This is a genomic window from Alcanivorax profundi (genome assembly GCF_003597125.1).
GTDB classification, from domain to species: Bacteria; Pseudomonadota; Gammaproteobacteria; order Pseudomonadales; family Alcanivoracaceae; genus Alcanivorax; species Alcanivorax profundi.
Genome location: NZ_QYYA01000001.1, coordinates 392,671 through 407,413 on the forward strand (window position 1 = coordinate 392,671; position 14,743 = coordinate 407,413).

Annotated in this window: 12 protein-coding genes and 2 tRNA genes; 8 read left to right on the forward strand and 6 right to left on the reverse strand. The window is 58.9% G+C overall.

Annotated elements, in window-relative coordinates; genetic code table 11:
• Positions 1 to 81: 81 nt before the first annotated feature.
• From D4A39_RS01895 to D4A39_RS01920, 6 genes are all read right to left on the reverse strand, one after another.
• Positions 82 to 2,046 (reverse strand): acetyl/propionyl/methylcrotonyl-CoA carboxylase subunit alpha, encoded by a 1,965-nt coding sequence (locus D4A39_RS01895; RefSeq protein WP_119917394.1) that lies wholly within the window; start codon positions 2,044 to 2,046, stop codon positions 82 to 84.
• 115 nt (positions 2,047 to 2,161) lie between these two features.
• A complete protein-coding gene (locus D4A39_RS01900; RefSeq protein WP_022984534.1) occupies positions 2,162 to 2,968 on the reverse strand; it encodes an enoyl-CoA hydratase/isomerase family protein in 807 nt (268 codons plus the stop codon).
• Between the two features lie 215 nt (positions 2,969 to 3,183).
• Complete coding sequence (locus tag D4A39_RS01905) at positions 3,184 to 4,341, reverse strand: acyl-CoA dehydrogenase family protein (protein WP_022984535.1); 1,158 nt, start codon at positions 4,339 to 4,341, stop codon at positions 3,184 to 3,186.
• Between the two features lie 179 nt (positions 4,342 to 4,520).
• Positions 4,521 to 6,131: an acyl-CoA carboxylase subunit beta gene (locus D4A39_RS01910; RefSeq protein WP_119917395.1), complete on the reverse strand. Its 1,611-nt coding sequence runs from the start codon at positions 6,129 to 6,131 to the stop codon at positions 4,521 to 4,523.
• A complete protein-coding gene (locus tag D4A39_RS01915) occupies positions 6,131 to 7,000 on the reverse strand; it encodes an SDR family oxidoreductase (protein ID WP_119917396.1) in 870 nt (289 codons plus the stop codon). Before D4A39_RS01915 ends, D4A39_RS01910 begins: the two co-directional genes overlap by 1 nt.
• 62 nt (positions 7,001 to 7,062) lie before the next feature.
• The gene (locus D4A39_RS01920; RefSeq protein WP_119917397.1) at positions 7,063 to 8,853 is read right to left on the reverse strand and encodes an acyclic terpene utilization AtuA family protein; all 1,791 of its coding nucleotides are present in this window, start codon (positions 8,851 to 8,853) and stop codon (positions 7,063 to 7,065) included.
• A gap of 162 nt (positions 8,854 to 9,015) precedes the next feature.
• On the opposite strand from D4A39_RS01920, the gene D4A39_RS01925 reads away from it, so the two are divergent.
• The 8 genes from D4A39_RS01925 (at position 9,016) to D4A39_RS01960 (ending at position 14,556) form a co-directional block, all read left to right on the forward strand.
• The gene (locus D4A39_RS01925; protein ID WP_119917398.1) at positions 9,016 to 9,609 is read left to right on the forward strand and encodes a TetR/AcrR family transcriptional regulator; all 594 of its coding nucleotides are present in this window, start codon (positions 9,016 to 9,018) and stop codon (positions 9,607 to 9,609) included.
• Positions 9,606 to 9,800: a hypothetical protein gene (locus D4A39_RS01930; protein ID WP_022984540.1), complete on the forward strand. Its 195-nt coding sequence runs from the start codon at positions 9,606 to 9,608 to the stop codon at positions 9,798 to 9,800. The genes D4A39_RS01925 and D4A39_RS01930 overlap by 4 nt, the downstream gene beginning before the upstream one ends.
• Positions 9,801 to 9,944: 144 nt before the next feature.
• Positions 9,945 to 10,020: transfer RNA gene (locus D4A39_RS01935), tRNA-Val, on the forward strand.
• 28 nt (positions 10,021 to 10,048) lie between these two features.
• A tRNA-Asp gene (locus D4A39_RS01940) sits at positions 10,049 to 10,125 on the forward strand.
• Positions 10,126 to 10,658: 533 nt separating this feature from the next.
• A complete protein-coding gene (locus tag D4A39_RS01945; protein WP_119917399.1) occupies positions 10,659 to 12,035 on the forward strand; it encodes a hypothetical protein in 1,377 nt (458 codons plus the stop codon).
• A gap of 111 nt (positions 12,036 to 12,146) precedes the next feature.
• Positions 12,147 to 13,220, forward strand: a complete 1,074-nt coding sequence (locus D4A39_RS01950; protein ID WP_022984543.1) for a cyclic nucleotide-binding domain-containing protein — start codon at positions 12,147 to 12,149, stop codon at positions 13,218 to 13,220.
• 61 nt (positions 13,221 to 13,281) lie between these two features.
• Positions 13,282 to 14,172: an NAD(+) kinase gene (locus D4A39_RS01955; protein WP_022984544.1), complete on the forward strand. Its 891-nt coding sequence runs from the start codon at positions 13,282 to 13,284 to the stop codon at positions 14,170 to 14,172.
• Between the two features lie 111 nt (positions 14,173 to 14,283).
• Entirely contained in the window at positions 14,284 to 14,556 is a 273-nt protein-coding gene (locus tag D4A39_RS01960) for a YeaC family protein (RefSeq protein WP_022984545.1), read from the forward strand.
• Positions 14,557 to 14,743 lie beyond the last annotated feature (187 nt).

The window sequence follows — 14,743 nt, forward strand, 5'->3', positions numbered from 1 at the left end:
CAGCTGTGCCCGGGCCTGCAGGCCCGGGACCTTTTGGCCCAAAATGCCGGATCGAGATTCAAGCATACCCGCTAGCGGGTTTCATTGGTTTTCTTGTGAACTTTCCGGGTTGCTGATTGTGACAAGAAGCTGCTGCCGCTTCACCTGATCACCGGGCTTCAGGGTAATGGGGCCTACTACACCGTCACAGTCGGCCTTCAGGCTGTGTTCCATCTTCATGGCTTCCAGTGCCACCAGTACCTGACCACGGGAGATGTTATCGCCTTCCTTAACCAGCACATCGACGATCGCGCCATCCATGGGCGCGCGAATGTGTCCGCTGCCCGCCTTGTCTACGCCCGCCACGGCGCTGTGGGTGATGTCCTGGAAACAGACGCAGTGTCCCTGGAACTGGAGCCAGAGCTGGCTGCCTTCGTGGACAAACCGGTAGGGCGCGCTGACGCCGTTTATCGTGACGCGCTGGCCTGATTCCAGTGCGAGCTGCAGGTGGGTATCCCCGAGCTGGACCGTGCTGGTCCCCTGTTGGGTTTGGACATACAGCGTATGTTCGGTATCGCCACAGCGCAGTTTCAGTGGCTGGGCCCCTACAGAGCTGGAGTGCCATGCCTGCAGGTCAGGAGAGTGGGGCTTTGCGGGGCGGGCGAGTAGCGCGGCCAATGCCCACAGGCTGGGCTGAGGTGCGTCACCGGAGAGACTGGCGTCGTTAGCAAAATCACCACCAATGAACGCGGTGGTTGCCGTGCCGTTGGCAAAAGAGGAATGGCGCAGGATGGCCGCCAGAAAAGCGCGGTTGTCACCGACGCCCATCAGTTGGGTGTCTTCAACGGCACGAATCAGCCGCCGACGTGCGTCGTCGCGGCTTTCGCCCCAGGCGATGATCTTGGCAAGCATTGGATCGTAGTGGCTGCCCACCAGGTAGCCCTCGCACAGACCGTGATCAATGCGAACACCGTCACCGCTGGCCGGGCGCCAGTGCAGGATCTTACCGGTCTGTGGCATGTAATTCTGTGCCGGGTCCTCGGCGTAAAGGCGTACCTCAATGGCATGGCCTGAAAGGGTAACCTGATCCTGCTGCAGAGGGAGCGGTTCACCGCGAGCGACACGGATTTGCCAGGCGACAAGATCCTGACCGGTGACCAGTTCGGTGACCGGGTGTTCTACCTGCAGGCGGGTGTTCATTTCCAGGAAATAGAATTCGCCATTGGGGGCGAGCAGGAATTCGACCGTGCCGGCGCCCACATAATTGCAGGCCTTGGCGGCGTTCACGGCGGCTTCGCCCATCTGGGCGCGCAGGGTCGCGTCAACGGCGGGCGAGGGGGCTTCCTCGACCACCTTCTGGTGGCGACGCTGAACGGAGCAATCACGTTCGCCCAGATGGATCACGTTGCCGTGGCGGTCGCCGAAGACCTGGATTTCCACATGGCGCGGCTCCATCACGGCCCGCTCCAGAATCAGTTCGTCACTTCCGAAGGCACTCGCCGCTTCCTGACGGGCGCTTTTCAGCTGGGCGGGGATGTCGCTGGCATCGGTCACCACGCGCATGCCTCGGCCGCCGCCGCCGGCACTGGCCTTGATCATCAGGGGCAGGCCAATACGCTCGGCTTCCGCGAGCAGGGTGGCATCACTCTGGTCTTCGCCTTCATAACCGGGAATACAGGGTACGCCGGCTTCGATCATGGCGATCTTGGAGAGTCGCTTGGAGCCCATCAGGTGGATAGCGGCCTCATCCGGGCCAATAAAGGTGATCCCCGCGTTCTGGCAAGCCTTGGCGAAGGCGGCGTTCTCGGAGAGGAAGCCATAGCCAGGGTGCACGGCGTCGGCGCCGGTTTGTTGGCAGGCCGCCAGCAGGGCATCCACATTCAGGTAGGACGCGCTGGCGAGGGCTGGACCAATGCAGACGGCTTCATCGGCCATCTGTACGTGTCGTGCCTGGGTATCCGGTTCGGAATACACGGCCACGGTGCGATAGCCCAACGATTGGGCCGTGGCAATCACCCGGCAGGCAATTTCGCCGCGGTTGGCAATCAGGATTTTTTCAAAGCTCATGCGTGATCCTTACCGGTCAGCCGGTTTGTGCTCGCGCCGCGTAGGTCGGAAATGGCCTGCGCGGCGTTTTGTTTGTAATGGCAGAGATGGGCTGACGCCCATTTCCGCCGTGCGGTTATTGGTTCCAGCTCGCCGGGCGCTTTTGCACGAATGCCAGGGTGCCTTCCTGGCCTTCTTCTCCGTTCACGGCGTTAGCGAAATCAACCGCCGCTTGATCGAGCAGGTTATCCATGGATTCCTGGCCGACGTTCAGAACCAGTGCCTTGGTCACCCGGTTGGCGTTGGGCGCGCAGCGACGCACTGCCTTGAGGGTGCTTTGCAGTGCGGCCTCGATGCCGTTTTCATCGTTGGCCACCTCATGGACAATGCCTAGCCGCAAGGCCTCGTTGCCCTGGAAACGAATGCCTGTGAGGGCGAGGCGACGGGCCTGGGTGAGGCCAATGCGTTCCACCACAAAGGGGGCGATTTGCGCAGGGATGACCCCCAAGCCGGTTTCTGGCAGGCCAAAAGTGGCATCACAATGGGCGATGGCCACATCGGAAATGCAGGCAAGACCAAAGCCGCCGCCCAATACCGCACCTTCGAGTACGGTAATCACCACCTGGGGTTGCTGGTTGGCCGCGGTGATCATTTCGCCAAAGCGCCGGTTCAGGGACACATAAGCATCGCTGTCACCGGTGGCGGCTTTCTGTCTGGCCCCTGCCATGTCCTTGATGTCACCGCCGGCACAGAAATGCCCGCCGGCGCCACGCAGCACGATCGCGCGAACCGCCGTGTCGTTTTGGACAGCGGCAAACACCGCCATCAGCTCGTTGACCATGGTCAGGCTCATGGCGTTGCGGCTTTCCGGCCGGTTAAGGGTGATATGTAACACCGGGCCGTCCTGGTTCAGGTTCAGCGTTTCGGTTGTGGGTAAAGTCATAAATTCTCTCTACAGAGCCGCTGCAGGAACGCCACTTGGGGCGCGAAAGTTGAGGAGCAAGCCTCAAGCTACAAGCTACAAGCTTCAACACGCACGAAGCTTTGGTTGTGTTGACCCACCTTGCCCGCGCTTCATGCTTTGAGCGCGGGCGGAGTGTTCAAATTCATAGAGTTCTAACCCGCGCCTTGCAGCTTGAAGCTTGTAGCTTGGTGCCTTTATTTCTTCTTGCCCGGCAAGATATCCATGGTCTTGCAGATAATGCCGAGCATGACTTCGTCGGCGCCGCCACCAATAGAGGCCAGGCGGCCATCGCGATACAGCTGGCTGGCCGGGTTATCCATCATGAAGCCGTTGCCGCCCCAGTACTGCAGGCAGCTGTCGGCCACCTCACGGGTCAGACGACCGACTTTCAGTTTGGCCATGGAGGCCAGTTGCAGGACATCCTTGCCATTGATGTACATCTCGCAGGCGCTGTAGGTGAGCGCGCGCAGGGCTTCCACCTCGGTTTGCAATTCTGCGAGGCGGAAATGCACGCTCTGGTTGTCGATCAGCGGCATACCAAAAATGTCCCGTTCCCGCGCGTACTGGATGGTCTCATCGATGACATGCTGTAACCCTTGCAGGCCATTGGCGGCAGCAAACAGGCGTTCTTCCTGGAACTGCATCATTTGCATCATGAAGCCCATGCCTTCCTGGCCGATGAGATTGCGTTGCGGAACGCGCACATTGTCGAAGAAGACTTGGGCGGTTTCGGAGGAGCGCATGCCGAGCTTGTCCAGAGGCTTGTCCACGGTAATGCCGGCGGCATCCTTGGGCACCACGATCAGGGATTTGTTTGCGTGAGGCTTGCCGTCGGAGGTGCAGGCCAACAGGCAGAAGAAATCAGCGCTGGGTGAATTGGTGATCCACATCTTGGTGCCGTTGATCACATAATCGTCCCCGTCTTTTTTGGCGGTGGTGCGGGTGTTGGCCACATCTGAGCCGGCATGGGGTTCAGAGACGGCAATGGCGGCGACCATGTCACCGGCAATGGCCGGGGCGAGGTAATCACGGCGCAATTCATCGCTGCCAAAACGGGCCAAGGCCGGGGTAGCCATGTCGGTCTGCACACCAACGGCCAGGGGGACGCCACCGCAATGCACGCGACCCATTTCTTCGCTCATCACCAGGCCGTAGGAATAATCCAGGCCCATGCCGCCAAACTCGGTGGGCTTGGTGACACCCAGCAGGCCCAGGTCGCCCATTTTCTTGAATACTTCGTGGATCGGAAAACGGCCCGCCGCTTCCCATTCTTTCACGTGGGGATTGAGTTCCTTATCCACAAAGTTACGGACGGTACGGCGAAGTTCTTCGTGTTCTTGAGTGAAAATCATTGGAAGCGTCCTGTTGTTTGGCTCGGTTTGCCGAGCGCTTCTTTATCTGTCGTTGTTTATGAATTTATGGGTTGAGTGAACAGTTAAGAGTTAACAGTGAACAGCGAAGTCAAAACCTGTAAGAGCCTGTGAGCCAGGGTTTCCGCCGTTAACTGTTCACTATTCACTGTTCACTGCCTCTAAAGTCTTGCCACCCCAAAGGCGTTCGGGTGTAGCTGTCGTTGTTCTGCGTCTTCGCAGATGTCCAGTGCATAGGCCACCACCTTGCGGGTGTCGCGGGGGTCGATAATGCCGTCGTCCCACAGGTGGGCGGTGCCGTAAAGGGCAGTTGACTGGCTCTCGAGTTTTTGCGCGGTGGTCTGCTGCAGCATATCGAGCACTTTTTCATCCGGTTCCAGACCCGCGGCCCGTTGTTTGGCTTCGGCGACGATGCGCAACACGGTACCGGCCTGCTGGCCACCCATGACAGCGACTTTGGAATTGGGCCAGGCAAAGATGAAGCGCGGATCCAGCCCCCGGCCACACATGGCATAGTTGCCGGCGCCATAGGAGCCACCAATGACCACGGAGATTTTCGGTACCCGGGCATTGGCCACCGCCTGGAGCATCTTGGAGCCGTGCTTGATCACGCCATTCTGCTCGGCATCGGTGCCGACCATGAAACCGGTGGTGTTGTGAAGAAACAGTAGTGGCCGGCGAGTCTGGTCACACAGCTGAATAAACTGTGCTGCCTTGGCGGCACCTCGGGGGGTAATGGGGCCGTTGTTGCCAATAATCCCGACGGGCTTACCCTCGATGGTGGCCCAGCCACACACTGTGGCACTGTCCCATTCGTTCTTGAAATCCAGGAAGTCAGAGGCGTCGACCACGCGGGCAATCACTTCGCGCACGTCGTAGGGTTTCTTGCTGTCGTCAGGGATCACGCCGAGCAGTTCTTCCGGATCGTAAGCCGGTGGCTGGTGATCCGGTGCTTTCTGCGCGGCGCGTTGCCAGCCCAGCAGGCGAATCAGATCGCGGGCCAGGCGAATGCCGTCGGCATCATTCTCTGCCAGGTATTCGGCGGTGCCGGCGGTTCCGCTGTGCATTTCGGCTCCACCGAGTTCTTCATCCGTGGCGATTTCCCCGGTGGCGGCTTTCAGTAGCGGCGGCCCGGCCAGAAACATCTTGGCGCGGTTGCGTACCACGACCACATAATCGGACAGGCCCGGCTGATAGGCGCCGCCAGCGGTGGCGTTGCCGTGCACGACGGTAATTTGCGGGACGCCAGCGGCAGACAGCCGCGCCTGATTGGCGAAGGTGCGGGCGCCTTCTACAAACACATCCGCGGCGTAATTCAGGTTGGCACCACCGGATTCCACCAGACTGACGACGGGCAGTTTGTTTTCCAGTGCGATGCGTTGCAGGCGAAGGGTCTTGTGCAGCCCGGAGGGTGTGACCGTGCCGCCCTTGATGGCCGAATTCGAGGCGGTGACCAGACAGCGTACCCCGGACACGTAGCCGATACCGGCGATAACCCCGCCACCGGCTTCGGTGCCGTCCTTGTCATCATGCATCTTGTAGCCGGCCAGGTTCATCAGGCTCAGGAACGGTGAGCCGGCATCCAGCAGGCGGGAGACCCGTTCGATAGGCAGCAGCTGGCCGCGCTTGTCGAACTTCGGGCGCTTGCTTTCCGCGGTGTCCACCACCTTTTGTTCGATGGCACGGAATTCCTCGATGGCGGCCAGCAGAGCGTCGCGGTTCTGCTGGTATTCCTCGCTTTGGGTGTCCAGTGTGGAGTCGATGACAGCCATTAGAGATCCTTGAATACGTCGGGCGTGGTGGCGCGGTGGAAGCCGTCGAACGGCGCACTGTTGTCGTGATCGGGCAACGGGAATACCGCCACATTGCCCTGGCTGGCGGCACCGTCGATGCGCAGGGTGTCGCCGCTGATAAAGGCTGCGGCATCACTGAGCAGGAAGCAGATTGCCCCGGAAATTTCGGCCTCGTTGCCCATGCGCTTGAGTGGCACCGCGGCCTTGAGGGTTTTTAGTGTCTGCTTGAAGCCCTCGGGGTAAGTGTCCATGCCACTGGACATGATCCAGCCGGGAGCAACCGCGTTGACGCGCACCCCACAGTTTCCCCATTCGTAGGCAGCTGTCTGGGTGAAGTTCACCATGCCGGCACGGGCTGCGCCGGAATGCCCCATCCCCGGCATGCCTGCCCACATGTCCGCGACAATGTTGACGATGGCCCCGCCGTTGCGGTTCATGCCCTGGGTGAAAACTTCCCGGGCCATCAGGAAGCCCCCGGTCAGGTTGGTGCGCACTACGGTTTCCCAGCCTTTCTGGCTGATCAGGGCCAGCGGGGAGGGGAACTGGCCGCCGGCATTGTTGACCAGACCATGAACGGTCTCTACGGCGTTGTAGACTGCCGCTACGGTGGCTTTGACGGCCTCCTCGTCGCGGATGTCACAGGTAAAGCCCAGTGCCTGGCCACCGTCTTCGTTGATTTCGGCGATCACGCTGTCCAGTTTTTCCTGTTTGCGGCCGATCAGCACCACACGTGCTCCCAATGAGGCCAGCTCATGGGCGGTGCAACGGCCAATGCCGGAGCCGCCGCCGGTCACGATGATGTTTTTGCCGGCAAACAGATCAGGTTTGAAGACGGAACGGTATGACATGGAATTCCCTTATCTATTGGTTGAAAGCGTCGGACGTCTGATGTCAGGCGCTAAAATCAAAATCATGCCCCCACTTCGTCAGCGATGTCCTGGCTGACAAGGATCGGCATATCCAGCAGTTGCTGGGCAAACGCTTTCCCCTGGGGATCGATGCGCAGGGATGCCATGCCGCCGCCGCCCAGAGCGTTACGCAGCAGGAAATTGAAGGCGTTCATGCCGGGCATGGCCCAGCGTTCCACGCTGCCGGTCTCTGCGTCGAGGACATGCTGCATATAATGCGCAACGGCTTGTTCAGTGAGGGCGGCATCAATAAAGGGCAGGTAGTCAGGGTGCCGGGCGATGACGCCGATATTGGCATGGTTGCCCTTGTCGCCGCTGCGTGCCCAGGCCAGCTTGATCAGCGGAACGGTGGTCAAGTCTGCGGACGTTTGCGTTGCGCCGGCCGGGTCGGCGGGTAGCCGGGCAGGGTCCAGCGGCACACCTGCAGGAATGTCTACGGGGTGCGTTTCGCCGCCAAGATCCACGCTTACCGGCACCTGCTGTTTGTTGACCAGGGTGGAAAACAGCCGGATGCGCGGCACCGGTTTCGGACGCCCCCCCACCAGGCCGGAGAGCCCCGGGGCCATCCCGGTGGCGGCCTGGGCGATTTCCCGGGCGAACAGCCCCAGGGCCTTCTTGTCGTCGTGCAGGGCGGCGATCTTGACCACTACCTCTCGGGTGTCGCCGCGCTGTCCCTGGGCGCCGTAGGTGGCCTCGCTGCCAAGAATCTCCACACTGGTTTCCCGGAAGGGAGGCATACCCAATTGCTGATAAAGACCGGAAACCTTGCGCAGGATCGCATCCGCAACCACCTGGCCTTTTTCCGGGGCACCCATGCCGCCCATCAGGAAAGAGGCGGTAATCCGGTGCCCGTCCGGGTAGGTGGCGGACACCTTGTAACTGTCGGTTGGCGGCAAGCCGCGCGCGCCGCTGACGCGTACCCGGTTGTCGCCCTCCTGACTCAGTGTCACTTGGGTAAAATCACACACCACATCCGGGAGGATGTAGGCTCGCGGATCACCGATTTCATAGACGATCTGTTCGCCCACGGTGGCCGGGGTGATCAGTCCGCCGGTGTTGTCGGGTTTGCTGATGATAAAGTCACCGTCGGCAAAGCATTCAGCGATCGGGAATCCCATGTTGTGAAAATCGGGGACCTCTTGCCAATCGGTGAAGTTACCGCCGGTACACTGGGCGCCGCATTCAATCACGTGGCCGGCCAGTGAGCCCTGGGCAAGTTTGTCGTAGTCGTCGTTGGCCCAGTGGAACTCATGCATTAGTGGGCCCAGCACCAGGGCAGAGTCTGCGATGCGCCCGGTCAGTACGATGTCGGCACCGGCATCCAGCGCGGCCTTGATGGGCAGGGCGCCGAGATAGGCATTCATGGTCAGGGTCATGGGGGGCAGGGGCGTGCCGTTGTCCAGCTCGCGGGCTTCGGCAAAATCGGCGCGGCGAGGGTTGAGGTCGTCGCCCTCCACCAAGGCAATTTTCAGGTCCACCCCCGCTGCCGCGAAGGCTTTTTCCAGCGCGGCCCGGCAGGCGCGGGGATTGACGCCGCCGGCGTTGCTGATGACCTTGATCCCTTTGCGGCGAATGTCTTTCGCCAGTGGTGCCATGACCTGGGTAACAAAGTCATGGGCGTAACCGGCTTCCGGGTCTTTCAGACGTGCACCAGCCATGATCGACAGGGTCACCTCGGCAAGATAGTCGAATACCAGGTAATCGATCTCGGCCTGCTTCACCAGCTGGAAAGCAGCGCTGTTGGTGTCGCCCCAGAAAGCGGCGGCGCAGCCGATGCGAATCGAATCGGTCATGTTGGCTCCATTTGCCTGTTTGAGCATGGTTCCGTAAGCTACCAAGCAAGCGCTTGGTCTGTAAAGGTGTGGGGCTGAAATTTGTGAGTCCGGTCCCCGGCTTCGCCTTGCTGCCAGCTGCCTGTAACCGGGATAATGCCGCCAGACAAAAAGAGGACAACAATGGCTGAGTCACTGGCAATTAATGGAATCGATGATTCCCCGCGCGGCCGGCTGCTGAGCGCGGCGGCCCATCTGTTTCGCGACAAGGGGTTCGATCGCACCACGGTACGTGACATTGCGGCATCCGTGGGGATTCAGAGCGGTTCCATTTTTCATCACTTCAAGACCAAGGAAGACATCCTCTATGCGGTGATGGAAGAGGTGATCCACTTCAATACGGCTCGCCTGCGTGATGCGGTGGCCGCAGAATCATCGGCGCAAGGCCAGCTGCGCGCACTGATTCGCGCCGAACTGCAGTCCATTGTGGGCGACACGGCCGAGGCCATGACGGTGATGGTGACGGAATGGCGCTGCCTGAGTGAAGAGAAGCAGCGCAAGGCGCTGGAGCTGCGAAGCATTTATGAACAGCTGTGGCTGGATGCGTTGCAGGCGCTTCATGAGCAGGGGGCGTTCAAGACCGATCCTTTCATTATGCGCCGTTTGCTCACGGGTATGACGGGGTGGGCTCCCAACTGGTTTGACCGCGACGGCTCTCTGACCCTGGATAATCTGGCCGATATCATGCTTGCCCGCGTCGTTGGGGAAAATCCATGATCGGCAACGCCATTGCCTGGGGGCAAACGGGCTACAGCATCATCGAGGAAGGGGAGCTCAATCGTCAGACCTGGGCGCTGGATGTGCATCATTACCTTGTTGCGCGGCCCAACGGACAGAACCTGCCAGGGCGCTTCACCCTGGAAGAGGCAAAGCGCAAGATTGAGGCGCTGGAGGCGGCAGGCGACTGATTTTGCGGTGGTTTTCTGGCCGTTTTGCCCAAGAATTGCCCGTTTAGCGCATTTTGTAGGCAAACGAACATTTTTCTGCAAAAAGCCGTTGACACCCCCGGCCCAATCCCTAAAATGGCGCCCACTTCGCAGCGACGCGAACATGGGTGATTAGCTCAGCTGGGAGAGCATCTGCCTTACAAGCAGAGGGTCGGCGGTTCGATCCCGTCATCACCCACCAAAATTTGAAAGAATTCCGAAAGGAATGTGGAGCGGTAGTTCAGTTGGTTAGAATACCGGCCTGTCACGCCGGGGGTCGCGGGTTCGAGTCCCGTCCGCTCCGCCACTATTCGCAGAAAAGGCCCTCAGAAATGAGGGCCTTTTCTGTTTCAGGCTTTACTGCCCACGTCATCCCCGCGCCTCCTGTTGCCATTCTCGCCTTTAATGAACTTGTCACCTTTCCTGTGTCTAATCATTTGGACGACATGTGAAATGACAAAAAAGGAAATGACAATGGAAGAACTCTTTGAAGAGCGTCTGGAAGAAAAGCAGTTGATGGAAAGCCTGGAAGAATGGCTGGAAGATGATGATTGGGCCGATGACGGTGAGGAGCTTTAACGTCTCCTCCCGCACGGTTGCCCATCAGCGATTTTCCTCTCTGCGCCTGCCTTGTTATTCGACTTCCCCTCTGTTCTAACGAATTGACCTGTATGGGTCATGCCTCCTGATGTCTGCTTTTTTTTATCTGCCATTCAGGTCACACTCTTTCTGATGTGGCTGACTATAATTGGCCGAACCGTGCTGTGTTTGTCACTTTGGGTGTGACGGGGTAAGGCAGCGGCGGCAACTACAATAATTCAGGGAAAGGAAGGGCACTTCATGTCTTCATCTGCGGTGACATCCGAAGCCATTCTGTTTTTTGATCATCGAGGGATCAGCAAGAGTATGCTGTATTCCGACTTCGAAGCCATTCTGGACGGGATGGTCGGTGTGCCGGAGTTCGCCGACAAAGAGGTGCGTGGCGCCTATTGTGTTGTGAATGGCCAATTGAAGGTGCGAGGTCTGGTGTTGTTTACCATTGACTTCGATGAAGACGGAATGGCTGATACGACCTGGAATGTGCCGCTTCGCCATCTGGTCGAGCATGCGGCCCAGGGGCCGGATATGGGGGCTGGACCGGTTCGTCTTGCTTGCCGCAGCCAGTGCCCGGTGGCCTGGCACCAGGACCAACTGTGGGATCCGGGCATGAAGCCCGGCGCCAACGACTTTATTGCTATCCGCGATACCATTTATGACCGAGGCTCCAAGATGGGGTTGGAGCTTGATGATGATATGGAGCCGCCATCCATTGCGCCGCCTGTACTTGGCGCTCAGGAGGTGCCGGCCGCTCCCGCTGTCAAGGCCGACGAAGAGGCTCGCAAAAAAGATGACGAAGAGCGGGTGCGGCTTGCCCGGATTATCAAGGAGTTGCGTCTGAGGGTGCAGACCCTGGAAAACTCCCAGTCCGAAGAGGCGGCAAAGCTGCGTTATTCTGCGCAGCAGAAGGAAGAAATCCTCAATGCCCAGATTGAAAAAGTGATGGGGCAGTTCAAGGCGCTGAAATCCCAGAATGGCGCCCTGAGAGAGCAGAATGAGTCGCTCAAGGCCCAGGTGCTGTCGTTGAACCAGAGCCTGGAAGAGCAAAGTCGACGTAGCGAAAATCAGGGCAGTGAGCTGGAGGTGCTGACCGAACAGTACAAACTGGCTCTGGAGCAGCGCCTGGAAGAAGAGCGCGCTCGCCTGGCCGAGCAGATCCATGCCAAGGAAATGGACGTGCTCAACCGTGATGATTTGATCGGTGAGCTCCGTGAGGAAGTGACTGCGCTGAAGCGAAATCAGGCCAAGGAAGCCAATAGTGGCGCCCAGAAAGTTTTGGAAAAGCTCGAGGAGCTGGGTCTCAGCTTTATCGCTTTTCACCCCGGTGCGGGCCACATCTCTATCCCTGCCAATCAGATTGCCGGTTACATGGAAAACCCGGTGGCGTTTGCTGCGCGCAAGTGCCTGGTGACCGAAGACCATTACCGCGCCTGGCTGGCGCATTACGAAAATCCGGTTTGTCAGGTGGGTATTGGCCAGGATGGGCAGGCCTGTGGCAAGCGGGTCATTCGTGTAGAGGTGCCCAATCAGTTCAAACCGGGAGTCTCGGATTGTAACGCCAATCGTTGTCCGAATTGTCGCAATGATTCCGCCATCGACAACGTGCTGAGATTTCGATAGTGCGAAAGGGCGGCATGCGCCCTGTTTGTCGGGAACTGGTAGGGTTCTTGCAGAAGTTACCGCAGATAAACCTCAATAACAGAAATAAGCAAAATATCGGGAGTGGCGGATATGGCACGCGAGTCCATTGATAAAAGCCTTCTACAGACCTTTGTGCCCGTGAATGCCTTGTCTGGTGATCAGCTCGATTGGTTACTGGATCAGCAGGAGGTGTGCCGCTATTTGTCAGAAGATGTCCTTTTTTCGCTGGGGGATCAGGACAACACCACGATTTATCTGTTGAGTGGCAAGGTCGAGTTGACAGATGAAGAAGGGAAAACGCAGGTGGTCAGCGCTGGCGATACGGCATCCTGGCACCCGCTGGATCATGCCCAGCCGCGCCGTAGTACTGCACGAGCGTTGGGGGAAGTAAGTGTGGTGCGGTTTGACAGTTTTCGGCTGGATACCATTCTCTCCTGGGACCAGTCTGCCGGTTACGTGATTCTGGACATCAACGCCAACTCTGCCTACCAGAACGATCGCGAGTGGATGATTCGTCTGCTCAAGTCCAAACTGTTTCACCGGGTTCCCCCCACCAACATCCTCGAAATATTCCGGCGTCTGCGCGCGTTCCGTCAGAAGGAAGGCGATGTGATCATTCGCCAGGGAGAGGCTGCTGATTGCTGTTACATACTGAAAGAAGGTGTGTGCGAGGTCTCCATCAGTATGGGGGACAGTGAGCCGACCCCGGTGGCCATGCTGGAGGAGGGGCAGTGGTTTGGTGAAGAGGCTCTGCTGTCCGGTAAGCCCCGAAACGCCACCGTGACCATGGCTACGGATGGGGTATTGATGAAATTGGATCGCAAGGATTTCGATGCCCTGCTGCGTGAACCTATTATTAATACCATGGCGGCGGACAAGGTGCTGGAATCCGTGGATCGTGGTGCCTGGTGGCTGGATGTGCGAACCAGTGATGAGTTTGATCAGGAGCATCTGGTCGGCGCCACCAATATGCCGCTGAATGTGCTGCGCCTGAAATCCCGCCTGCTGGATCCGAGCAAGACCTATGTGGCCTATTGTGACACCGGCCGCCGTAGCGCAACGGCCGCTTTTCTGTTAAAAAACGCCGGTTTGGACGTAATCGTTCTGGATGGCGGGCTAAATGCCAATGCTGCTACCCTGAACGAGTACCTCACTCAGGGGTGATGGCTGCCGCCGGTAGCGTCCCCCGCAACCGGCTGCAGCAACCGCTGCCCCAGGGATTTCCGTGGCGCAAGACAAGTTTCGCAATATTGGGCTGATTGCCCGTTCGGAGAGTGAGCAGGCGCTGTATTCCCTGCGCCAGCTGATTCACTTCCTGCATGGACGGGATTGCACCGTGATCCTCGACAAACACATTATCTCCAGCTTGCCTGAGATGGGGCTGCAAGCGGCCAGTCCGGCGCAGATGGGGGAGGCCTGTGATCTGGTCATTGTCGTTGGTGGTGACGGCAGTCTGTTGGGGGCCGCTCGTACTTTGGCGCGTTTCGATGTTCCGGTGCTGGGGGTTAACCGCGGGCACCTGGGCTTTCTGACCGATATCCTTCCTTCCGAGATTGAGTCCCGGGTCGGGCAGGTGCTGGATGGGGATTACACCACCGAGCGCCGCTTCCTGCTGGATCTTGAAGTGCGTCGTGGCAAGACCGTGGTCGGCGAGGGCGCGGCCCTTAATGATGTGGTGTTGCTGTCCGGTGACAGCGTGCACATGATCGACTTCGAACTCATGATTGACGGCCATTTCGTCTACGCCCAGCGGTCTGATGGCCTGATTGTGTCCACGCCTACGGGGTCCACAGCCTATGCCTTGTCCGGTGGTGGCCCGATCATGCACCCCAAGCTGGATGCCATGGTACTGGTGCCCTTGAATCCGCATACCCTCACCAGCCGGCCATTGGTGGTCGCGGGGGACAGTGAGATCAAGATCCACATCACCACTGAAAAAGTACGTCCTCTTGTCAGCTGTGACGGCACAGAGGGGATTCGCCTGCAGGTGGATGATATTATTGCCATCAAGAAGAAGCCCCACCGGCTGCGTCTCATTCACCCGCCGGGGCACGACTTCTATCAGGCCTGCCGCTCGAAACTGGGCTGGAGTACCCGGCCTGGCGATAGCAACTGAACTGCAGTTTCAGTGAATAGCGAAAGTCACAAGACGGGCAAAAGCCTGTCGTAGGGCAGAAATCGGCGTGCGCCGATCTCCGCCATGATGCATTTGAAACCGGAACACATCATGAGTTATCAAAGCTTCGAAGACCTGATTGCCACCATGACCCCAGAGATCTGTGACAACATGCGTCGCGCCGTGGAGCTGGGCAAGTGGCCTGATGGCCGCGTGCTCTCAAAAGAGCAGCGCGAGATGTGTATGCAGGCCGTGCTGACCTGGGAGGCAAAACACCTGCCTGAAGAGCAGCGCACGGGGTATATGGAGCAGGCCTGCAAGAGTGATTCAGGCAAGGCCGAGGAGCAGCCTGTGACGCTGAGAGGTCCGGATACCCTGCAATAGAAAATCGCAGGCTTGCATAATTATGCACGTGACCGACGGGTCGTCGTTTTTTTGCTTCTAACAGTCTCTTTTTCCTGCGGTTGTCGTGTTTTCCCCATTGGTATGCCACGGCTCATACTGTAATCTTCTTATGCGGCGTCCTGTAACCCTCAGTAAGTGGGCGTAGATGCAGGCCTCGGGAGACGGT

Bases quoted from the DNA above. Each gene is read 5' to 3' on its own strand.
- D4A39_RS01960 (WP_022984545.1), top strand. From the start codon at position 14,284: ATGAGTTATCAAAGCTTCGAAGACCTGATTGCCACCATGACCCCAGAG.
- D4A39_RS01895 (WP_119917394.1), bottom strand. From the start codon at position 2,046: ATGAGCTTTGAAAAAATCCTGATTGCCAACCGCGGCGAAATTGCCTGC.
- D4A39_RS01910 (WP_119917395.1), bottom strand. From the start codon at position 6,131: ATGGCTGTCATCGACTCCACACTGGACACCCAAAGCGAGGAATACCAG.
- D4A39_RS01945 (WP_119917399.1), top strand. From the start codon at position 10,659: ATGTCTTCATCTGCGGTGACATCCGAAGCCATTCTGTTTTTTGATCAT.
- D4A39_RS01950 (WP_022984543.1), top strand. From the start codon at position 12,147: ATGGCACGCGAGTCCATTGATAAAAGCCTTCTACAGACCTTTGTGCCC.
- D4A39_RS01925 (WP_119917398.1), top strand. From the start codon at position 9,016: ATGGCTGAGTCACTGGCAATTAATGGAATCGATGATTCCCCGCGCGGC.
- D4A39_RS01900 (WP_022984534.1), bottom strand. From the start codon at position 2,968: ATGACTTTACCCACAACCGAAACGCTGAACCTGAACCAGGACGGCCCG.
- D4A39_RS01905 (WP_022984535.1), bottom strand. From the start codon at position 4,341: ATGATTTTCACTCAAGAACACGAAGAACTTCGCCGTACCGTCCGTAAC.
- D4A39_RS01930 (WP_022984540.1), top strand. From the start codon at position 9,606: ATGATCGGCAACGCCATTGCCTGGGGGCAAACGGGCTACAGCATCATC.
- D4A39_RS01915 (WP_119917396.1), bottom strand. From the start codon at position 7,000: ATGTCATACCGTTCCGTCTTCAAACCTGATCTGTTTGCCGGCAAAAAC.
- D4A39_RS01920 (WP_119917397.1), bottom strand. From the start codon at position 8,853: ATGACCGATTCGATTCGCATCGGCTGCGCCGCCGCTTTCTGGGGCGAC.